The following is a 21,101-nucleotide window of genomic DNA, read 5'->3' as shown; positions in this document are numbered from 1 at the left end:
GTTGTAAAGGGTGCCCGTGCCTAGCGCCCTGCCTTTGGGCGATCCGGCCCCGGCCGACGGCGTGCTCCCGGCCCAAGCGGCCGAGGGCGCGTCGTCGCGCAAGTTCAGCCTGTACGCGCACATCCCGTTCTGCGCCGTGCGCTGCGGGTACTGCGACTTCAACACCTACACCGCCACCGAGCTGGGCGGGGGCGCCTCGCAGGATGCCTACGCGGCCACGGCCGCGAAAGAGGTGGCCTTTGCCGCCCGGGCTCTTGAGTCCTCCGGGCTGCCCGCCCGCACGATGGACACGGTGTTCTTCGGCGGCGGCACACCCACGCTGCTGCCGGCCGGCGACCTGGTCTCCATCCTGGCCGCCGCCGTCGGGGAGTGGGGGCTGGCCGACGGCGCCGAGGTCACCACCGAGGCCAACCCGGACTCCGTGACGCCGGACTCGCTGCGCGAGCTCGCCGACGGCGGATTCACCCGGGTGTCCTTCGGCATGCAGTCCGCCGTACCGCATGTGCTCAAGGTGCTTGACCGCACCCATGAGCCGGCGCGGGTGCCACAGGCCATCGAGTGGGCCCGCGGGGCAGGCCTGAAGGTCAGTGTCGATTTGATCTACGGCACACCCGGGGAATCGGAAGCCGATTGGGAAACCTCGGTCCGCACCGCCCTTAGCTACGAACCCGACCACATCTCCGCGTATGCGTTGATCGTCGAAGAGGGCACCAAGCTGGCGGCGCAGATCCGCCGCGGCCAGGTTCCGGCCATCGACGACGACGACCACGCCACCAAGTACGCCATGGCGGATGCGATGTTCAGCGCGGCCGGCCTGGGCTGGTATGAGGTCAGCAACTGGGCCCGCACACCCCAGGACGCCTGCCGGCACAACCTCGCCTATTGGCGCGGGGACGACTGGTGGGGGATCGGCCCCGGTGCGCACTCCCATGTGGGCGGTGTGCGCTGGTGGAACGTCAAGCACCCCACCGCCTACGCCGGGCGCCTGGAGCGCGGGGAATCACCGGCCGCCGGCCGCGAAACCCTGGATGCTTCCACCCGTGAGATGGAGCGGATCATGCTGACGGCCCGCCTGGCCGAGGGCATCGAGACCGCCTCGCTGCCGGCGGGCGGCCGTGCCGCCGTCGCTGGTCTGATTGCCCGGGAACTGGTGGAGCCTGCGGCGGCATTTGCCGGCCGCCTGGTGCTCACGCTCAAGGGCCGCCTGCTGGCCGACGCCGTGGTGCGCCAGCTGCTGGACGACTGAGCGCAGGCTCCCTGGCAACACAACCAAAAACCGGCCGTTCCCATGATGGGAACGGCCGGTTTCTTGTTGGTTTGGGAGCCGCCGGCTGGGCCCACGCCCACCGGGTTCCCTGGCCGAGCGAAGCGAGTTGTGGCAGCTGGTGATTGGGCCCACGGCGGCGAGGGCCCACGGATGAGCTTGCGAATCCGGGGAGCCGCCGGGGATTAGTGGATGCGGCGCAGGTTCACCGGGTAGCGGTACGGCTGGCCGCGGTTGACGTGGATGGCCGCGATCACCGAGAAGACCGTCAGGCCCACCCAGATGGCCACGGCAAGGAACGCGAAGACCGATCCGAGCGCGGGGAGGAAGATGGAGACCACCAAGGCCAGCAGGTTGCACGCGGCCGCAACCACCGTGGGCGGCAGGGTGAAGTTCAACGCTTCCTTGGACTCCTGTGCCGTGAACGGGCCACGGTCGCGGAACACCAGGTACACGATCAGGGACGGGATGAAGCCCAAAATCCCGCCGCAGTGCGCGATGAAGGCCCACTGCTTGTCTTCGGAGGCCGTCAGGGGCAGGGCGTTGGCCGAGGCCCCCTGGTATTGCGATGGCTCGTGGTGTTGCTCAGGACGGTGGGGTGTTCCGCCGGCTGGATTGGCCACAGTGTTTTCCTCTATATGTTCCGGGGACGGTGGCCCTCCGCCGTGGGCGGTGCGGCCATCTCCCTTTTAGGATACGTCAGCGGTGAGGAAGTCGATCACTTCCTCCACCCGCCCCAGCAGTGTCGGCTCAAGATCCGCGTAGCTTTTGACGCTGCCCAGCAACCGCTTCCAGCCCATGGCAATGTCCAGCGGCGTGCCGTGCGGCCAGCCGAAGGCCGTGAGGATGCCCACTTTCCACTCCATGGTGCGCGGCACCTGCGGCCAGGCTTTGATGCCCAAGGTCGACGGCTTGATGGCCTGCCAGACATCCACATAGGGGTGGCCGACGATGAGTACATTGGAGCGCGCGCCCGGCATCCGCAGTACGTCCTCCGCGATGCGGGACTCCTTGGAATTGGGCACGAGGTGGTCCACCAGGACGCCCAGGCGCCGTCCGGGCCCGGGGGCAAAGTCGCGGACGGCGCCGGCCAGGTCGTCGATGCCGTGGAGGGGCTCGACGACGATGCCCTCCACGCGGAGGTCGTCTCCCCAGACCTTCTCCACCAGTTCGGCGTCGTGCTTGCCTTCCACCCAGATGCGGCTGGCCTTGGCCACCTGGGCGCGCTGGCCGGTGACCTTGACGGAGCCGGACGCGGTGCGTTGGGCGGCGGCCTTGATGGTGCGGACCTCGGGCCCCACCACCTCCACGGGGGCGCCGTCGAGCAGGAAGCCGAAGCCGAGCTGGAAGGACGTGGTCTTCCCGCGCCGGTCCTCCAGCACCATGATGTGCATGCCGCCGCTCTTCTCGACGCGGACCACCGCGCCCACCCAACCGGACTGGACATCCTCCAGGACCACGCCGTGGTTGGCGGGGACCTTGGGCAGGACGCGTGCTGCGGGGGCGGAGAGGTCCTGGGGACCCCAATGGCTGTACGACACGGTGCTCACTCTCATTGCGGGAAAACCCATGCTAACAAGGGTCGGCGGCCGCCTACGCCAGCGGTGCCGGAGAAGGTATTAGACTTAGCACTTGGGTACGGAGAGTGCTAACGCGCCCGGGAACCGGGTGCGCAATGGCGCCGCGGTGTCAGAGGCAGAGGTTGAGGAGGTGGGCTCATGAGCGAACCACGCAAGCTTGAGGTGTTGCGCGCCATAGTTGAGGACTATGTGCATTCGCGCGAGCCCGTCGGGTCCAAGGCCCTGGTGGACAGGCACCATCTGGGCGTTTCCAGTGCCACCATCCGCAACGACATGGCCGCGCTGGAGGAGGAGGGGCTGATCACTGCCCCGCACACCTCCAGTGGCCGCATCCCCACGGACAAGGGCTACCGGCTCTTTGTGGACCAGCTGTCCGCCGTCAAGGCGCTCACGGCCGCCGAACGCCGTGCCATTGAGGCATTGCTCAACGGCTCCAACGACCTCGACGACGTCCTGGAGCGCACCGTGCGCACGCTGGCCCAGCTGACCAACCAGGTCGCGGTGGTGCAGTACCCGCGCACGGCCACGGCGACGCTGCGCCACATTGAATTTGTCCTGCTGGCGCCGCACCAGGTGCTGATTGTGCTGATCCTCGCCTCGGGCAAGGTGGAGCAGTGCGTGATCGACGCGGGCCAGCAGCTGGACGAGGAGAGCCTGTCCCAGCTGCGCAACTGGTTCCTTGGCGCCGCGGGCGGCACCGTATTGTCCGCGCTGCCCAGGGTGTTGGCCGAGGTTCCGGCCACGCTGCCGCTGGTGCTGCGGGCCGCCGGGCTGCGCCTGGCCACAGCCCTGATCCAGCTGGCCGCAGCGGCCCGCGAGGACAGGATCGTGATGGCCGGCACGGCCAACCTGGCGCGCTCCAATGTGGACTTCCCGCTGAGCATCGGCCCGGTGCTTGACGCCCTGGAGGAGCAGGTGGTCATGCTGCGCCTGCTCTCGGAGATGGCCAGCGACAACCGTGGCGTGGCCGTGAGCATCGGCCGGGAGAACCCCTACGATTCCCTGTCGGAGGCCTCCGTGGTTGCCACCGGCTACGGGCCGGACGCCGCCGCCAAGATCGGCATCCTGGGGCCCACCCGGATGGACTACCCCACCACCATGGCCGCGGTGCGCGCCGTCGCCCGGTATCTTTCAAAAATTCTGGCCGGCTAGCTCCACAGCCGCCAGCGACCACCTTTCGCAGAACAGTAAGAGAGAGCAAAGACTTTGAGCAACCACTACGACGTGTTGGGCGTGGGCCGCGACGCCACCGGTGAAGAGATCAAGAAGGCGTACCGGAAGCTTGCGCGCAAGTTCCACCCGGACGTGAACGACGGCGAGGACGCCCAGGAGCGTTTCAAGTCCGTCACGCACGCCTACGAGGTGCTCTCGGACCCGCAAAAGCGCCGCGTCTACGACACCACGGGCAACGAGAACGGCACGGACAACGGCTCCGGCAACTTCTCCGGCCAGGGCTTCGCCTTCCAGGACATCTTTGAGACCTTCTTCGGCGGCGGTGGCGGAGCGTCCGGCCCCGCCTCGCGCGTGCGCCGCGGCCAGGATGCGTTGATCACCGTGCGCATCGACCTGCGCGAGGCCGTCTTCGGCGTGAACAAGAAGATCGAGGTGGACACGGCCGTCACCTGCCCCACCTGCCACGGCAGCTGCTGCCGCGAGGGCAGCACGCCCACCACCTGCGACATCTGCCGCGGCAGCGGCCAGGTCCAGCGCCCCATGCGCTCCATCCTGGGCCAGGTCATGACGGTGGCCACCTGTGGCAGCTGCCAGGGCTTCGGCACCATGATCACCGATCCCTGCAACGAGTGCCTGGGCGAGGGCCGCATCCGCAGCCGCCGTTCGCTCACCATCAAGGTTCCGGCCGGCGTGGGCACCGGCACCCGCATCCAGCTCTCCGCCCAGGGCGAGGCCGGCCCGGCCGGTGGACCGTCCGGGGACCTGTACGTGGAGATCAAGGTCAACAATGATCCCGCCTTCCTGCGCGAGGGCGACGACCTCCATGCCACCCTGAGCGTGCCGATGACGGCCGCCGCGCTGGGCACGGAGCTGACGCTGGACACCTACGACGGCGAGCAGCCCATCAGCATCAAGCCCGGCACCCAGGCCGGGGAGGTCATCACGCTGCGCGGACTCGGCGTCACCCACCTGCGCGGCTACGGCCGTGGCGACCTGAAGGTGCATGTGCACGTCGAGACGCCCACCAAGGTGGACGCCGCCCAGGAGGAGCTGCTCAAGCAGCTGGCCGTGCTGCGCGGCGAGCAGTTCACCGAGGGCAAGCTGGTCACCAGCGGCGGCATGTTCGCCCGCCTGCGCGACAAGCTCGGCAACCTCTAGGCGAGGCTCCCCGTGACCAACCCGATCTTCTACGCCAACCACGCCGAACTCGCCGCCCTGGCCGAGGGCGAGCTCTATGTGCTCGGCGGGCCCGAGGGGCGCCACGCCACCACCGTCAAGCGCCTGGCCGCCGGCGAACCGGTGGACCTGGCCGACGGCGCCGGGCTGCGGCTGGCCTGCACGGTGGCCGCCGCGGCGCCGGGCGAGTTGACGGTGCGGGTCGACGCCGCCAGCCGGGAAGACGCTCCCGCCCTCCAATTGGTGCTGGTCCAGGCCTTGGCCAAGGGCGACAGGGACGAGCAGGCCATCGAGACCTCCACCGAGCTGGGTGTAGATGCGGTGCTGCCCTGGCAGTCCGAGCGCTCCATCGTGCGCTGGAAGGGCGACAAGGCCGCCAAGGGCGTGCAGAAGTGGTCCAATGTGGTCTCCACGGCGGCCAAGCAGGCACGCCGGGCCTGGATTCCCGGCGTCGGCTCCATCGTGCAGAGCTCCGAGCTGCCGGCGCGGATTGCCGCGGCGCGGCTGGCCCTGGTGATGCACGAGGACGCCATCGAATCGCTGCGCAGCGTTGTCGCGGCCCGGCTGGGGGCGCCGGGGCAGGACGTTGAGGGGGAGATCCTGGTCATTGTGGGGCCGGAGGGCGGCATCAGCCCCCGCGAGGTGGAGCTGTTCACCGCTGCCGGCGCCCATCTGGCCCTGTTGGGCCCGCATGTGCTGCGCTCCTCCACGGCCGGTCCGGCCGCCGTCGTGCTGCTGAGCGAGATGCTGGGCCGCTGGGACCCTAGCTGACGTCAATCACCTTGGAATCGAGGCCCAGGACCTTGGCCGCGCCGGTGGGGTCCACCGTGTAGAGCTGGAGCTCGTAGCGGCCGGCGGGGGGCTTGATCGTGAACGCGAACTTGCCCAGCGTGTTCGGGCCGGCACCGATGGCCACATCGCCGCTCAGGTAGTTCTCCGGCGCGGCGGTGCTCCCGGGCGCGCCGAGCTTGAGCAGCTTCCACGCCAGCTTACCGGTGTTTGAAATCCCCTGCCCCGTGACGGTCAGGGGTGCATCCGGGCTGGTGCCGTTCTGCGGATCGACAATCCAGACGGGGGCCACGAAGGCGGCGCTGCGGGTCAGCGGTTTGTCCAACACCACCTTGCCGAAGGCGTTGTAGTTGGTGTGCCCGTCCACCAGGATGGACACCTGCACGCCGATGTTTCCGTCGATCAGCCCGGCGGCGGCAGCGGCGGCCGAGGCCGTGTAGACCAGCTGGGCGATGGCCCGCTCGGCAATGCCCTGGTCCACATTGGCGGTGAAGGCGTCAGCGGAGATGTCAACGGTGATGAGGTTGTTGCCGGAGATGGAGGCGCCCAGCCGGGAGGGCTGCTTCCAGGGGCTGAAGTAGTCAGGGTCCAGCGGCTTTTGCCCGGTCATGGCCGCCAGCGCGGCCTCAATGGGATCGGCGTCGGAAGCGCTGGGCAGGAATTCACGGTAGAGGTAGACCTCGCTCCCGCTGTGGCCCAGCCAGTAGACGGGCACCTTGGTGGCGCTCTGCGCGGTCTCCAGCGGGGCACTGCTGACCATCGACGACGACGAGGTGCCGGCCGCCGCGGGCATGGTCCGTTCCGCGGCGATGGGCCCGGCCGCCGCGCAACCGGCCAGCATCGCCACCACCGCAACGCCGCCCAGCAGCGCACGCACGCGCCGGGCCGCGGACGGGCGCCGGGCCCTGCGGTGGAGGGAAACTTGCACTGTGGGGGACTGCCTTCCAGCGGTACAAAATGGACATAGGACGTTTGGGCCCCTGTCCAGCTTGGCATAACGGCCGGACCGATATCGCCGGAATCGGCCGTTCTGCACGAACTGAAACCGGATCGAAACCCATTTGAGATGTGGGCAGTTTCCCCACAGCGAACGGCACAGCATCCACCCACTGCCGCGCAACCGTTGCCGTAGGATTGTCCAAAGCGCACATCCGCACGCGCAGCACCACAACAGGCAGCACAAAAAAGGCAGCACCGTCCAAGGAGAGATTCCAGGCCACTGGCCGCACCTATGGCAGATCAAGCAGCAGGCAGCAACGAGCTCCCGGTCGACACCGCGGGCCCAGTGCGGTTCCCGCACTCCATTGATGGCATCCGCACGGAAATCGTGTCCTTTGATTCCACGGAACAGATGGTGCAATCACTTGGCGCCCACGACGAGGCCCTGCGCTTTGTGGAGGCCAGCTATCCGCAGGTGAGCTTCCTGGCCCGCGGCAACGAGCTCTCGATCTCCGGCCCCGCCCGGGACGTGCCGCGCATCATGCGCCTCTTTGAAGAGGTCCGCGGCCTGGTGGAACGCAAGACCACAGTCACCCCGGCGGTGCTCCAGCAGTTGGTGACAATGCTCCGGACCCAGCAGACGGCGTCGCCCGTTGACGTGCTGACCTACAACATCCTCTCCAGCCGCGGCCGGACCATCCGGCCCAAGACGCTGAACCAAAAGAACTACGTCGACGCCATCGACGCCAACACCATCGTGTTCGGGATCGGCCCCGCGGGCACCGGCAAGACCTACCTGGCCATGGCCAAGGCGGTCCAGGCGCTGCAGCAGAAGGACGTCAACCGGATCATCCTCACCCGCCCCGCGGTGGAGGCCGGCGAACGGCTGGGCTTCCTGCCCGGCACGCTCAGCGACAAGATCGACCCGTATCTGCGCCCGCTCTACGACGCCCTCCACGACATGATGGACCCCGATTCCATCCCACGGCTGATGGCCGCCGGCACCATCGAGGTGGCTCCGCTGGCGTACATGCGCGGGCGCACGCTCAATGACGCCTTCATCATCCTCGACGAGGCACAGAACACGACGCCGGAGCAAATGAAAATGTTCCTCACCCGGCTGGGCTTCGGCTCCAAGATGGTGGTCACCGGCGACATCACCCAGGTGGACCTGCCGACCGGAACCAACTCCGGCCTGCGCATCGTGCGGACCATCCTGGCCGGCGTCAACGACGTCAACTTCTCCATCCTGGAGGCCGCCGACGTGGTCCGCCACAAGCTGGTGGGCGACATCGTCAGCGCCTACAGCCGGTGGGACGAGGACCAGGTCCGCCGCCGCGAGCACACCAACCAGACCACCGCGGGCAGCCAGGCGCCCACCACGAACGGAAACGCACACGCATGAGCATTGAAGTCAACAACGAGTCCGGCGTCGAGGTCGACGAGGCCAACCTGGTCCGGCTGGTCCGCTATATCCTGGACGAGCTCTACGTGCACCCGCAGACCGAGCTGTCCATCATCATGGCCGACGTCGACACGATGGAAAAGCTGCACATCGAATGGATGGACGAGCCGGGCCCCACCGATGTCCTGTCCTTCCCGATGGACGAACTGCGTCCCGGCACGCCCGAGCGCCCCACGCCGGCCGGCATGCTCGGGGACATTGTCATCTGCCCCGCGGTGGCCGAGGAACAGGCCAAGACCGCCGGACACAGCACGGCGGATGAAATCCTGCTGCTGGCCACCCACGGCGTCCTCCACCTGCTCGGCTACGACCACGCCGAGCCGGAGGAGAAGGAAGAAATGTTTGGCCTGCAGCGCACACTGCTCTCCGGATTCCTGGGCAAGGATGCCCCGCGGGAGACCATGCAGTGACCACCGCCGCATTAGCGGCCATGGGGCTTGCCTTCGTGGCCATCACGGCGCTGCTCTCCGCCATGGAGGCAGCATTCATGTATTTTCCCCGCCACGACGCCGAAACCGTGGCCGCGCACAGCCGTAGCGCGTCGCTTAAGCGCATCCTCCAGGCCCCCGTGCCACATATGGATGCCCTGCGTTTTTGGCGCATTTGGTTTGAAATGGCCTCCGCCGTGGCGGTGGCCATCCTGATGCTCAACCTGGTGGACAACCTCTGGCTTGCCGGCCTGCTGGCCACGGTGGTGATGGCCGGCGTCGGCTTCGTCCTGGTGGGCGTGTCGCCGCGCCAATGGGGTCGGCTGCACTCGGCCGCCGTCGTGGGCCGGACCTCCTGGCTGGTCCACTGGCTGTGTTGGGTGCTCGGTCCGATTCCGCGGGCGCTGGTGGCCATGGGCAGTGCCGTGGCCCCCGGGGCCCCGCGCGGCGAGCAGGCATTCGTCAGCGAAGAGGAGTTCCGCGAGTTTGTCGACCGCGCCAGCGAATCCGAGATGATCGAGAACTCCGAGGCCGAGCTGATCCAGAGCGTCATCGACATGGGCGACACCCTGGTGCGTGCCGTGATGGTCCCGCGCACCGACATCGTGGCCCTGGAGCGCGGCTCGACCCTGGACGAGGCGATGGAGGTCTTTCTGCACTCGGGCTTCTCCCGGATCCCGGTCATCGGCGAGGACACGGACGAGATCCTCGGCATCTTGTATTTGAAGGATGTGGTGGCCACCATGCACCATCTCGGTGCCCAGGAGCAGGCCCCGCCGGTGGAGGCCATTGCCCGCAACGTGCGGTATGTGCCCGAGTCCAAGCCCGTCACCGAGCTGCTGGGCGAGCTGCAGGTCGAATCGACGCATCTGGCGATCGTGATCGACGAGTACGGCGGCACCGCCGGGCTGGTCACCCTGGAGGACCTGATCGAGGAGATCGTCGGGGAGATCGTGGACGAATACGATTCCGAGACCCCCGAGGTCCAGGCGCTCGGTGGCGGCCGCTACCGCATCAGCGCCCGGCTGGGCGTGGATGACCTCGGTGAGCTCTTCGGCCTGGACCTCGACGACGACGAGGTGGACACCGTGGGCGGGCTGCTGGCCAAGCATCTGGGCCGCGTCCCCGTCGTCGGCAGCGAAGTGGACATCGCCGGGATCAACCTGCGCGCCGAGCGGCTCGAGGGCCGCCGCAACCGCGTCAGCCATATTATTGCCACCGCCGCGTCGTCGGCGGAAACTGGCACCAACAGCGACATTGACACCAACGAGCACAATGACCAAGACGGCGCCGCCGCAGGGAGCACATCATGAAGGAATCCAAGGCCAATGGTGCCAAGGCCAAAGGCGCCGGCGGCGCAAAGCGCGACACGTTCAAGGACGGCGGGGACAGCTTCCGCGCCGGCTTTGCCGTGCTGGCCGGCCGCCCCAATGCCGGCAAGTCCACACTGACCAACGCGTTGGTCGGCCAGAAGGTGGCGATCACCTCGGCCAAGCCGCAGACCACCCGCCACACCATCCGTGGCATCGTGCACCGCGAGACGTTCCAGCTGGTCCTGGTGGACACACCCGGGCTGCACCGTCCCCGCACCCTGCTGGGCAAGCGCCTGAACGACCTTGTGGCCGACACCCTCAGCGAGGTGGACGCCATCGGCTTCTGCCTGCCAGCCAATGAGAAGATCGGCCCCGGCGACCGTTTCATCGCCAAGCAGCTGGCACAGATCGGCAACAAGCCGATCATCGCCCTCGTCACCAAGACCGACACCGTGGACCGCCAGGCGGTGACCGACCAGCTGCTGGCCGTGGCCGCACTGGGCCGCGAGGTGCTCGGCGGCGACGGCTGGGCCGACGTCGTGCCGGTCTCCGCCGTGGACGGATTCCAGGTGGAAACCGTCGCGGAGGTGCTGGCCAGCCACATGCCGCTCTCGCCCGCGCTCTACCCCGACGGCGAACTCACCGATGAGCCGGAGGCCGTGATGGTCGCCGAGCTGGTCCGCGAGGCGGCGCTGGAGGGCGTCCGCGACGAGCTGCCGCACTCCCTGGCCGTGGTGGTGGAGGAAATCGTGCCGCGCGAGGGCCGCGACGAGGACCACCAGCTGCTGGACGTGCGGGTCAACCTCTACGTCGAACGCCCGTCCCAGAAGGCCATCATCATTGGCAAGGGCGGTTCGCGGCTGCGCGAGGTGGGCACCAATGCCCGCCGCGGCATCGAGGCGCTGCTGGGCACCAAGGTCTTCCTTGACCTGCATGTGAAGGTGGCCAAGGACTGGCAGCGCGACCCCAAGCAGTTGGTTAAACTGGGGTTCTAATCCCGCCGCAACGCAAGTTGCACCCGCCGTTTGACGCACCGCCGCTGGTCGAAGCCGCCTTTTGGGCTATTTCACAGGGGCGGTGCGTAGACTTGCGTGAGTTCTATATTGCCTATCGAAAGGTCCATCCATGGGGCGTCGCCGTGCCGAGTCGGATGCAGGGAGGAGCAAGCCGCCGGTGAAGGTGCCGCGCACTGCCACCCGGATCGATGCATCCGTTCCCGCCGGCCGCCACTTCCGGGCCCACCGCTCAGTGGCCCTGTGGCTGAAGATCGTGGCGACGGCGACGGCGGTGGCCCTGCTGGCCGGGGCCGGCGTGGTGGCCGTATTGGTGCTGCGCTTGCAGGGCAACGTCACGGTCTCCGACCTGAATGCCGGCGTCGGGGCAGCCGCTGCCGCCTCGAAGGCCAACGACAGCACCGATCCGCTGCAGATCCTGATCCTTGGCACCGACACCCGCGACGGTGCCAACAGCGAGTATGGCAACGCCAATGATTCCACCGGCAACGGCCAGTCCGACGTCATGCTGCTGATGAACATTTCCGCCGACAACAAGCGCGTCACGGTCACCAGTTTCCCCCGGGACCTCATGATGCCCATCCCGTCCTGCCGCGACCCCAAGACCGGCGAGGCCACCCAAGCCATGTCGATGGGCCAGCTCAACGGGGCGCTCAGCGTGGCCGGCCCGGGCTGCACCGTGGCCGCCATCAACGAGGCCACCGGGCTGAACATTGACCACTTCATGCTGGCCGATTTTACCGCCGTGAAGGAACTCTCCAACGCCCTCGGTGGCGTGGAGGTCTGCGTGGACCATGCGATGGACGATTTCGATGGCTCGCATCTGGTGCTGCCGGCCGGCAAGAGCCTGGTCCAGGGCGAGCAGGCTCTGGCGTTCCTGCGCACGCGGCACTCCTTTGGCACCTCCTCGGATCTTGACCGCATCCAGGCCCAGCAGTATTTCCTGGGTTCGATGGTCCGCAAGATCAAGAGCGATGACACCCTGAACAACCTGCCCAAGGTCTATGGCATCGCCGACACCATCACCAAGAACCTCACCATCGACTCGGGCCTGGCCAACATTCCGTCGATGGTTGCGCTGGCCGACCGGCTGAAGAAGGTGGATCTGGCCGGGGTTGCCTTCATCACCGTGCCCTACGAGGCGTTTGTGGGCGACACCAACCGGGTCCAGCTCAAGGAGCCCGAGGCCGCCCAGCTCTTTGCCGGCCTGCGCGACGATGCAAACTTCACCGGCACCGCCCCGGCATCCGCCAGCCCCACGGCACCGCCGTCGGCCGCTCCGTCGTCCGCCGCTCCGTCGGTGCCGGCCACCACGGCCCCCGTGCCGCCCGCCGCCCCGGCCTACAACACAGCCATTCAGCCGGTTACGGTGGTCAACGGCTCCGGACTGGCGGGGCGCGCCACCGAGATTTTGGCAGTCCTCCAGGGCGCGGGCTACACCAACTCCTTCGAGGGCCGTCCGGTGGCCACCGCCAGCACCACCACCATCGCCTACGGTGCGGACTTTGCCGATGTGGCGGCCGATGTTGCGGCACTGTACGGCATTCCTGCCACGGCACTTGCCGCGGATCCCACCATCAACGGTGTCCAGCTGCGCCTGGGTGCGGACTTCATCTCGGGCACCAAGTACGGCACCAATGTGCTGCCGCCGGACATCGTGGCCAGCACCGCGGACGACGCCGAGAAGTGCCTGGTGGTCAACCCGGGGTACTACACCTACTAGGCATCGCAGCCACGCAAACGGCGCGCCCTCCGCAGAAGCGGAAGGCGCGCCGTTTGTTTTGTTGCATTCCGGGGCCGGGCCCCGGTTCCTACCAGATGCTCACGCGCTCCGCGGGGTCCAGCCACAGCGCATCGCCTGCGACGGTGCCAAAGGTGTCGTGGAAGACGTCAAGGTTGCGCACGACGGCGTTGCAGCGCAGCTCGGCGGGGGAGTGCGGGTCGATGGCAAGGCGGCGGATGGCCTCCTCGGTGCGGATCTTGGTGCGCCAGCACTCGGCCCAGGAGAAGAAAAAGCGCTCCGCGCCGCTGAGCGAATCGATCACCGCCGGCTCGGCTCCGGCCAGGCTGAGCTGGTAGGCCTTGTAGCCAATGGCCAACCCGCCCAGGTCGCCGATGTTCTCGCCCAGCGTCAGCTCGCCGTTGACGGTGTGTCCGGGGGCGGCCTCGGGCGACAGCACGCTGTACTGGTCCACCAGCTTGGCGGTGAGGGCGTCAAAGGCGGCGCGGTCGGCGTCGGTCCACCAATTCCGCAAGGTGCCGGTGCCGTCGAATTGCGAGCCCTTGTCGTCGAAGCCGTGCCCGATCTCGTGGCCGATCACTGCGCCGATGCCACCGTAGTTGGCGGCGTCGTCGGCCTCGGCGTCGAAGAACGGCGGCTGTAGGATCGCGGCGGGGAACACCACCTCGTTCATGGTGGGGTTGTAGTAGGCGTTGACCGTCTGGGGCGTCATGAACCACTCCGCACGGTCGATGGGGGCGCCAATCTTGGCCAGCTGGCGGGCCAGCTCAAAGCGGTGGCTGCGCTCGATGTTGCCCAGTAGGTCCCCCGGAACAATCTCCAGGGTGGAGTAGTCGCGCCACTTGGCCGGGTAGCCGATCTTGGGTGTGAAGGCCTCCAGCTTCTCCAGTGCGGCGGCGATGGTCTCGGCGCTCATCCACTCCAGCGTCTGGATGCTGGCCCGGTAGGCCTGGATCAGGTTCGCGACCAGGGCCTCCATCCGGGCTTTGTGGCCCTCGGGGAAGTGTTCGGCCACGTACAGCTGGCCCACGGCCTCGCCGAGGCAGCCCTCCACCAGGGATACGCCGCGCTTCCAGCGTTCCCGGTTGGCCGGGGTGCCGGAGATGGTGGTGCCGTGGAAGGCAAAGTTGGCGTCCACAAAGGCGGCCGAAAGGTACGGCGCCGCAGCGGAGATGCAGCGCCAGGCCAGCCACTGCTGCCACTCCGCCAGCCTGTCCTCGACCAGCAGGGCGGCCTGGCCCCTGAAGAACTCCGGCGTGGCCACCACCAGTTCCGCGCTCTCGGCCGCGGTGACGCCCATGGCATCCAGCCACGGCCCCAGCACGGGCAGCAGCTCCTCGACCTGGGCGCGGGTGTGCAGGTTGTACGTCTTCTGCGGATCCCTCAGGGTCACGTTGTCCCAGTGCGTGGCAGCGACAGCTGTCTCCAGGGCCATGATGCGCTCCGACGACGCCGCGGCATCGGGCACGGCGGCCAGCGAGAGCATGGTTTCGACGTGCTTCACATAGGCGGTGCGGATGTCCGCAAACTTGTCCTCGCGGTAGTAGGACTCATCCGGCAGGCCCAGCCCGCTCTGGTACAGGTGCAACAGCGCCCGGTCCGGATTCCCGGCGTCGTTGTTGACATAGCCGCCGAAGAGTCCGTCGTTGCCCTCCCGGTCCAGGTGGCCCATGAGCACGATCAGGTCGGCCACGCTGGTGGTGTCGAAGATGGCGCCCAGCCTGTCGGCCAATGGTGCGGCGCCGGCCGCCTCGATGGCGGCCTCATCCATGAAGCTGGCGTAGAGATCGCCGATTTTCGCCGCCACCGACCCGGTGCCCGAGCCTGCCGCCTGCGCCGCAGCTGTCTCGATGATGGTCCGCACCGCGGCCTCGGAGGCATCGCGGAGCGTGGTGAAGGATCCGGTCAGTGCGCGGTCGTCCGGGATGGTCTCGGCGGCCAGCCAGCCGCCGTTTACATGCTTGAAGAGGTCATCCTGCGGGCGCACCGCGGGGTCGAAATTTGCACGGTTGATCCCTGAAAGTGCCATGAAGTGAGGTCCGCCTTTTCGCTGCGTGGCAGGGCCCGGGCGGGCACCGTGCCGGGGTGAGCTGGTTCACCATCATCCTACGCGCCGTGCTAGGGTGAGTTTGTGCGCACTGGAATGCTTCTTCTTAGCTGCCGCGGCGAGGCCCACACCCGTTGAGCTGATCGGTTCGAATTTTTCGAACGATGGTTTTCACAACGTACAGGCCGATCCCTCGCTGCGGTGTTTGTGTTGCCCGGCCGACCTTCCCTGTACTGAACATAAAAGCCAAAGGTCACCTCCATGCGAAACGCACAAAAGCCCTCCGGAATGCCCGTCCACCGTTACGTCCCGTTCCAGGACCAAATCACGGTGGAACTGCCGGACCGCACCTGGCCGGACAAGGTCATCACGAAGGCCCCCCGCTGGTGCGCTGTGGACCTGCGCGACGGCAACCAGGCCCTGATCGACCCGATGAGCCCGGCGCGCAAGCTGAAGATGTTCACGCTTCTGGTGGAAATGGGCTTCAAGGAAATCGAGGTCGGTTTCCCGTCCGCCTCGCAGACGGACTTCGACTTTGTCCGCCAGCTCATTGAGGGCGGCCACATCCCCGAGGACGTCACCATCCAGGTGCTGACCCAGGCCCGCGAGCACCTGATCCAGCGCACCTACGAGTCCCTCGTTGGTGCCAAGCAGGCCATCGTCCACCTGTACAACTCCACGTCCGTGCTGCAGCGCCGTGTGGTGTTCAACCAGGACGAGGACGGCATCCTGGACATCGCCCTGCAGGGTGCACGCCTGTGCAAGAAGTACGAGGAAACCCTCGCCGACACGCACATCACCTACGAGTACTCCCCGGAGTCCTTCACGGGCACCGAGCCGGAATACGCTCTGCGCGTCTGCAATGCCATCGCCGACATCTTCGAGGCATCCGCCGACAACCAGGTGATCATGAACCTGCCGGCCACTGTCGAAATGGCCACCCCCAACGTCTACGCCGACTCCATCGAGTGGATGAGCCGCAACCTGCACCCCCGCGAGGGCATCATCCTCTCGCTGCACCCGCACAACGACCGCGGCACCGGCGTCGCCGCCGCCGAGCTGGGCTACCTGGCCGGTGCGGACCGCATCGAGGGCTGCCTGTTCGGCAACGGTGAGCGCACCGGCAACGTGGACCTGGTCACCCTGGGCCTGAACCTGTTCACCCAGGGCATCGACCCGATGATCGACTTTTCCGACATCGACCACATCCGCCGCACGGTTGAATACTGCAACCAGCTGCCGGTGCCCGAGCGGTCCCCCTACGGTGGAGATCTGGTCTTCACCGCCTTCTCGGGCTCGCACCAGGACGCCATCAAGAAGGGCTTCGAAGCCCTCGAAGCCGAGGCCGCTGCGGCCGGCAAGGACGTTGCCGACTTCACCTGGGCCGTTCCGTACCTGCCGATCGACCCCAAGGACCTGGGCCGCAGCTACGAGGCCGTGATCCGCGTCAACTCGCAATCTGGCAAGGGTGGCGTCGCCTACCTGCTGAAGAACGAGCACAACCTGGACCTGCCGCGCCGGGCACAGATGGAGTTCTCCGGCGTCATCCAAAAGCGCACCGACACGGTGGGCGGCGAAGTCTCCGGCGCCCAGCTGTGGACCATCTTCAACGATGAGTACCTGCCGGCCGTCGACGCCGAGCACGCCTGGGGACGCTATGGCCTGGGGTCGCTGACCACGTCCACGGACGACGACGGCGAGATGACCCTGGTGGCCAATATGACCATCGACGGCGTGGCCCAGCGCCGCACCGGCACCGGCAACGGCCCGATCGCGGCACTGCTGGCGATCCTGCATGAAGATGGCGTGGATGTCCGGGTGCTGGACTACTCCGAGCACGCCCTGTCCGAGGGCGGCAACGCCCGGGCAGCCGCCTACGTGGAATGCGCCGTGGGCGAGCGGGTTCTCTGGGGCGTCGGGATTGACTCGAACACCTCGATGTCCTCGCTGAAGGCCGTCATCTCCGCCGTGAACCGCGCGGTGCGGGACCAGCGGGCGTAGTCCCCACTTGCCGGCCCGGACAATCGCTGGCGCGATTTTCCGGGAACCTGGCAAGCGTGGGCCCAGCCCTCCCAAGGTGGGCTCGCAAGCGAGATCACCTTAGGGGCCCTCGGGCGCGTCGGCCCAGCCACTTGTTGGCCCGGACAATGGCTGGCGCGATTCTCCGGGAACCTGGCAAGCGTGGGCCCACCCACGCCCTCCTGGAAGCCCCGGGTTGCTCTCAATTGAGCCGCCCCGGGGCCTCCGGCGTTTCTGGGACCTGTGATTCACGGGGAACGGCGCGGGGCAACGGATGGTGTCGCACGGCAGTGGGAGAATGGGACTGTGTCCAGAAATTCGTTTGCCGCGCGCACCTACCGTGATGACGCCGTCGTGCTCCGCACCCACAAGCTGGGCGAGGCTGACCGCATCATCACCCTGCTCACGCGCAACCACGGCCAGATCCGCGCCGTGGCCAAGGGCGTGCGGCGCACCAGCAGCAAATTCGGCGCCCGGCTTGAACCGTTCATGGTGGCGGACCTGCAGCTGGTCTCCGGGCGCAGCCTGGACATCGTCACCCAGGCCGTCGCCAAGGGCTCCTACGGCCGGGAGATCGTGGCTGACTACGGCCGCTACACCGTGGCCGCGGCGATGACCGAGACCGCCCAGCGGCTGACCGACGTCGACGGCGAAACCACCACCGCGCAGTACCTGCTGCTGGTCGGTGCCTTGGCATCGCTGGCCCGCGGCGACCACGCAGCGCAGCTGATCCTGGACTCCTACCTGCTGCGGTCGCTCTCGATCGCCGGCTGGGCTCCCAGCTTCACCGACTGCGCGCGCTGCGGCGCCCCAGGCCCGCACGGCGCCTTCTCCGCCGCGCTCGGCGGCGCCGTCTGCCACGACTGCCGCCCGCCCGGATCGCCGTCGCCCGCCCCGGAAACCATGTCCCTGCTGGCCGCACTGCTCAGCGGTGGGTGGCCGGTGGCCGACGCGTCCGCCGACCAGCACCGGCGCGAGGCCGCCGGACTGGTGGCCAGCTACGTCCAGTGGCACCTCGAACGCACCGTCCAATCCTTCAAACTCGTGGAGCGTGTATAAACCGTGGCCCTGTCCCGCCCAACCCGGAACCCCGCCAAGCCTCCCGTCGTCGCGCCCTGGCCGCACCCCTCGGGCGCCGTCATGCCCGCCATCCCGGCCGAGCTGGTGCCCGCGCACGTCGCCATCGTGATGGATGGCAACGGCCGCTGGGCCAATGCGCGCGGGCTGCCGCGGGTGGAGGGGCACAAGGCGGGGGAGCCGGCGCTGCTGGACGTCATGGCCGGTGCCATCGAGATGGGCATCAAGCATGTGAGCGTCTACGCCTTCTCCACGGAAAACTGGAAGCGGTCGCCGGAGGAGGTGCGCTTCCTGATGGGGTTCAACAAGGACGTGCTGCGCCGCCAGCGCGACCAGCTGGACGCCTGGGGTGTGCGCATCCGCTGGGCCGGACGCAAGCCGCGGCTCTGGGGCTCGGTCATCAAGGAGCTCGAAGTGGCCGAGGAGCACACCAAGGACAACAACACCATCACGCTGACCATGTGCGTGAACTACGGTGGCCGGGCGGAGATCGCCGACGCCGTGGCGGCCATTGCGCAGCAGGTGGCGGAGGGGACGCTGAGCCCGCGCTCCATCTCCGAGAAGACCATCCAGCGCCACATGTACACCCCCGACCTGCCCGACGTTGACCTGTTCCTGCGCTCCAGCGGCGAGCAGCGGATCTCCAATTTCCTGCTCTGGCAGTCCGCCTACGCCGAATTTGTCTTCATGGACAAGCTCTGGCCCGACGTCGACCGCCGCACCCTCTGGGAAGCCGTGGACGAATACGCCCGCCGCGACCGCCGCTACGGCGGCGCCGTCGACAAGGCGAAGTAGCGGGTCGCGCCTCCGTCCGTCGCTGCGCGGCGATATGGGGACCCCGCCCGCTTCGCGGGTGCCCGGAGCCACTCCCGGGTCCCCATATCGCCGCTCCGCTCAGGACGGGATTGTGCTTATGTCAGCAGCCGGGGCCGTAGGCGCGCAGCCAGTGGGCCAGATCCGCGTAGATCCCGTGCCGATGGCCGGTGCCGACAGCATCACATCGTGCAGCGCCCCGGAGTACCGGTTCACCATGACGCGATGGCCAATCTTCAACCCCAGCCGTGCCATCTCGTTCACATCGATCACCGCGTCAACCCCCATCATCTCCGGGCTCCACTCGGCCTGGATGATGGTCTTCTCGCTGAGCAGCATCAGCACCGGAGCATCGATGGCCAGCCCGGTGCTGACGGTGGCGTGCCCATTGAGCACGGCCTTGATCCAGCCGGCGCGCAGCGGAAAGGATGCGGCGGGCCGCCATTCCTCCTTCAGGTCCCAGCTGCCGTGCGCCAGGACGCTGACGCTCTGCCAGTAGGCCGTCATTTCGGGGAAGTGGAACACCCGCTTGGGATCGCTGCGGACAAAGGGGTCCACCAGATGCGTGGCAATCTGCCGGATAAACCGGCTGCCCTGCAGCTCGAGCCACGGTCCGTTCAGAATGAGCGAGGCCAGCCGGCCCGGATGCCGGTTGGCCCAGAGCGGGGCGATCAGGCCGCCGAGCGAGTGCGCCATGAGGCGGATCTTGGGGGCCGGTGTGTGGCCGTGCCGCAGGCGCAGGTCCGTCCGGATGGCCGACAACGCGGCGTCGATGTCGGCGTCGTAGACCTGCAGGTCCGTCGTGAACCCCTCGGATGGGTGCGGGCGCAGGCTGCGGCCGTACTTGCGCAGGTCCAGGGCATAGAAGGCGATATCGGTGCTGTTGAGGTATTCGGCCATTTCGGTCTGGAAGAAGTAGTCTGCCCAGCCGTGGATGTACAGCACGGCGTGCGGGGCCGCGGTGGCGGACGGTGGCGGGCCCGGCTTGGGCGCCAGGCGTTCCACCAGGGGCCGCAGCGGATGAGCGGGCTCGGGCCGCGGCGTGCTGCGCCGCGGGAGCCAGGTGCCTGACAAGGGTGGCCACGACGGGGCCCTCATCGTCACTGCCCAGGTCCACAGTTCCAGCTGCTGGTAGGCCGGGCCCAGGAAGTCCGGAACCCAGGCCGGGTCAGTCGTGGCAGTGGTGCCGGTGGTGCTCATTCGCCCTCCAGGGCCGGGGTGGGGGCGTGTGGATCGAGAAGGACATAGCCAAGGATCCAACGGCGCAAGCGGCGGTAGGCCTCGTCGCGCACGGGCTTTTCGGAGAGCAGCACGTCATGCAGGGCGCCGTCGATGCGTTCAAGGGTCACGCTGGGGCCCAATCCGATGGCACGCACGGCCATGCTCTGGATGTTCAGCACGACGTCGGCCTGGCGCATGTCCTCGCTCCACAGCGGACCGTTCATGCTGCGCGAGGACATCATCACCAGAATGGGCGCCTGGATCTCCAACCCCTTGGCCACCTCGGCCTGGCCGGCCATGATGGCGCTCATCCAGCCCATCCGGATGGGGAATGCCATCGGTGGGCGCAGCTCGGGGTCCAGGTTCCATTCGCCGCCGGTGGTGTCGGAGATGGAACGCCAGTAGAAGTTGCGTTCGGGCAGCAGTATGCGGCGGGTGGGCCACCAGCGGGCCAGCGGCTCCACCATCGGGGAGGCGGTGCGGCGGACTAAGGCGCCACCGTGCATCTCCAGCCAGGGGCTGTTCAGGATCAGGTGGCTGACGAGTCCGGGGTTCTTGCCGGCCCACAATGCCGCCACCAGCCCGCCGGTGGAGTGCCCCATCAGGGCCAGCCGCGGGACGGACGGCACGCCGCCGTCGTGTGGCCGGGCCGGGTACCGCAGCGCCAGATCCGCCAGCACCGCCGCGTGGGCCTGGACCAGCTCGGAATCGTAGTCCTTGAGGCTGCGGACAAAGCCGCCCAGCACTCCGCTGCGCTGGCTGCGGCCGTGGCCGTGCATGTCCAGGGCGTAGAAGGCAATGCCCAGGGAGTCCATGAAGCGCGCCAGGTCCGTGTTGAAGAAGTAGTCGCTCCAGCCGTGCAAGAAAAGCACGGCCTGCCGCGGCGCCGGACTGGACACCGGTCCGGACGGCGGGCGGAAGGGATCCAGGTAGCGCACCAGTGTGGCCACCCGCGGCGCACCGGAATCGTGGGTCCCGTGCAATTGGGCCGATTCGAAGCCGTCCCCCAAAACGTCCGCCTCCCAGGGCATCTGATGCGCCAT

At 67.8% G+C, this 21,101-nt stretch carries 18 protein-coding genes; 12 read left to right on the top strand and 6 right to left on the bottom strand.

All coding sequences use genetic code 11. From position 1 onward, the window contains the following. Positions 1-16: 16 nt before the first annotated feature. Positions 17-1,246: a radical SAM family heme chaperone HemW gene (hemW, locus tag ACQCSX_RS05055; protein WP_427017982.1), complete on the top strand. Its 1,230-nt coding sequence runs from the start codon at positions 17-19 to the stop codon at positions 1,244-1,246. Between the two features lie 203 nt (positions 1,247-1,449). Here hemW and ACQCSX_RS05050 read toward each other — a convergent pair whose 3' ends face one another. Then, positions 1,450-1,887, bottom strand: a complete 438-nt coding sequence (locus tag ACQCSX_RS05050; protein ID WP_427017981.1) for a DUF4870 domain-containing protein — start codon at positions 1,885-1,887, stop codon at positions 1,450-1,452. 66 nt (positions 1,888-1,953) lie between these two features. Beyond that, positions 1,954-2,805, bottom strand: coding sequence for a DUF3097 domain-containing protein (locus ACQCSX_RS05045; RefSeq protein WP_427017980.1), 852 nt, complete (start codon positions 2,803-2,805; stop codon positions 1,954-1,956). Between the two features lie 177 nt (positions 2,806-2,982). Here ACQCSX_RS05045 and hrcA point away from each other — a divergent pair, with 177 nt between their 5' ends. From hrcA to ACQCSX_RS05030, 3 genes are read left to right on the top strand one after another with little or no spacing between them, the layout of a single operon-like run. Continuing rightward, positions 2,983-3,996 (top strand): heat-inducible transcriptional repressor HrcA, encoded by a 1,014-nt coding sequence (gene hrcA / locus ACQCSX_RS05040; protein ID WP_427017979.1) that lies wholly within the window; start codon positions 2,983-2,985, stop codon positions 3,994-3,996. A 54-nt stretch (positions 3,997-4,050) separates the two neighbouring features. Continuing rightward, the gene (gene dnaJ, locus ACQCSX_RS05035) at positions 4,051-5,175 is read left to right on the top strand and encodes a molecular chaperone DnaJ (protein WP_427017978.1); all 1,125 of its coding nucleotides are present in this window, start codon (positions 4,051-4,053) and stop codon (positions 5,173-5,175) included. Between the two features lie 12 nt (positions 5,176-5,187). Then, the gene (locus ACQCSX_RS05030; protein WP_427017977.1) at positions 5,188-5,964 is read left to right on the top strand and encodes a 16S rRNA (uracil(1498)-N(3))-methyltransferase; all 777 of its coding nucleotides are present in this window, start codon (positions 5,188-5,190) and stop codon (positions 5,962-5,964) included. On the opposite strand, the gene ACQCSX_RS05025 is transcribed toward ACQCSX_RS05030, so the two are convergent. After that, a complete protein-coding gene (locus tag ACQCSX_RS05025; RefSeq protein ID WP_427017976.1) occupies positions 5,957-6,910 on the bottom strand; it encodes a GerMN domain-containing protein in 954 nt (317 codons plus the stop codon). The two genes, ACQCSX_RS05030 and ACQCSX_RS05025, sit on opposite strands and share 8 nt — an antisense overlap. Before the next feature lie 303 nt (positions 6,911-7,213). Between ACQCSX_RS05025 and ACQCSX_RS05020 the strand changes: the two genes are divergently transcribed. The 5 genes from ACQCSX_RS05020 (at position 7,214) to ACQCSX_RS05000 (ending at position 12,863) form a co-directional block, all read left to right on the top strand. Continuing rightward, complete coding sequence (locus tag ACQCSX_RS05020) at positions 7,214-8,326, top strand: PhoH family protein (protein WP_427017975.1); 1,113 nt, start codon at positions 7,214-7,216, stop codon at positions 8,324-8,326. Beyond that, the gene (ybeY, locus tag ACQCSX_RS05015; RefSeq protein WP_427017974.1) at positions 8,323-8,796 is read left to right on the top strand and encodes an rRNA maturation RNase YbeY; all 474 of its coding nucleotides are present in this window, start codon (positions 8,323-8,325) and stop codon (positions 8,794-8,796) included. The genes ACQCSX_RS05020 and ybeY overlap by 4 nt, the downstream gene beginning before the upstream one ends. Continuing rightward, positions 8,793-10,127 carry a hemolysin family protein gene (locus ACQCSX_RS05010; RefSeq protein ID WP_427017973.1) on the top strand — a complete coding sequence of 445 codons (1,335 nt, stop codon included), beginning with the start codon at positions 8,793-8,795 and terminating at the stop codon, positions 10,125-10,127. The genes ybeY and ACQCSX_RS05010 overlap by 4 nt, the downstream gene beginning before the upstream one ends. Continuing rightward, a complete protein-coding gene (gene era, locus ACQCSX_RS05005; RefSeq protein ID WP_427017972.1) occupies positions 10,124-11,122 on the top strand; it encodes a GTPase Era in 999 nt (332 codons plus the stop codon). Before ACQCSX_RS05010 ends, era begins: the two co-directional genes overlap by 4 nt. Positions 11,123-11,252: 130 nt before the next feature. After that, on the top strand, positions 11,253-12,863 hold the full coding sequence (locus tag ACQCSX_RS05000; protein ID WP_427017971.1) for an LCP family protein: 1,611 nt from the start codon (positions 11,253-11,255) through the stop codon (positions 12,861-12,863). Positions 12,864-12,951: 88 nt separating this feature from the next. On the opposite strand, the gene ACQCSX_RS04995 is transcribed toward ACQCSX_RS05000, so the two are convergent. After that, on the bottom strand, positions 12,952-14,910 hold the full coding sequence (locus ACQCSX_RS04995; RefSeq protein ID WP_427017970.1) for a M13 family metallopeptidase: 1,959 nt from the start codon (positions 14,908-14,910) through the stop codon (positions 12,952-12,954). Between the two features lie 279 nt (positions 14,911-15,189). Here ACQCSX_RS04995 and leuA point away from each other — a divergent pair, with 279 nt between their 5' ends. From leuA to ACQCSX_RS04980, 3 genes are all read left to right on the top strand, one after another. Next, entirely contained in the window at positions 15,190-16,929 is a 1,740-nt protein-coding gene (gene leuA / locus ACQCSX_RS04990) for a 2-isopropylmalate synthase (RefSeq protein ID WP_427017969.1), read from the top strand. A gap of 324 nt (positions 16,930-17,253) precedes the next feature. Further along, a complete protein-coding gene (gene recO, locus ACQCSX_RS04985; protein ID WP_427017968.1) occupies positions 17,254-18,006 on the top strand; it encodes a DNA repair protein RecO in 753 nt (250 codons plus the stop codon). 3 nt (positions 18,007-18,009) lie between these two features. Further along, on the top strand, positions 18,010-18,819 hold the full coding sequence (locus tag ACQCSX_RS04980) for an isoprenyl transferase (RefSeq protein ID WP_427017967.1): 810 nt from the start codon (positions 18,010-18,012) through the stop codon (positions 18,817-18,819). A 99-nt stretch (positions 18,820-18,918) separates the two neighbouring features. Here ACQCSX_RS04980 and ACQCSX_RS04975 read toward each other — a convergent pair whose 3' ends face one another. After that, positions 18,919-20,037 (bottom strand): alpha/beta hydrolase, encoded by a 1,119-nt coding sequence (locus ACQCSX_RS04975; RefSeq protein ID WP_427017966.1) that lies wholly within the window; start codon positions 20,035-20,037, stop codon positions 18,919-18,921. Further along, positions 20,034-21,101 carry an alpha/beta hydrolase gene (locus tag ACQCSX_RS04970; protein WP_427017965.1) on the bottom strand — a complete coding sequence of 356 codons (1,068 nt, stop codon included), beginning with the start codon at positions 21,099-21,101 and terminating at the stop codon, positions 20,034-20,036. Before ACQCSX_RS04970 ends, ACQCSX_RS04975 begins: the two co-directional genes overlap by 4 nt.

The organism is Pseudarthrobacter sp. P1 (assembly GCF_050156935.1).
In the GTDB taxonomy this organism is placed as follows: Bacteria; Actinomycetota; Actinomycetes; order Actinomycetales; family Micrococcaceae; genus Specibacter.
Note: the sequence above shows the minus strand (reverse complement) of the source record. Positions and strands in the feature narration are given on the sequence as shown.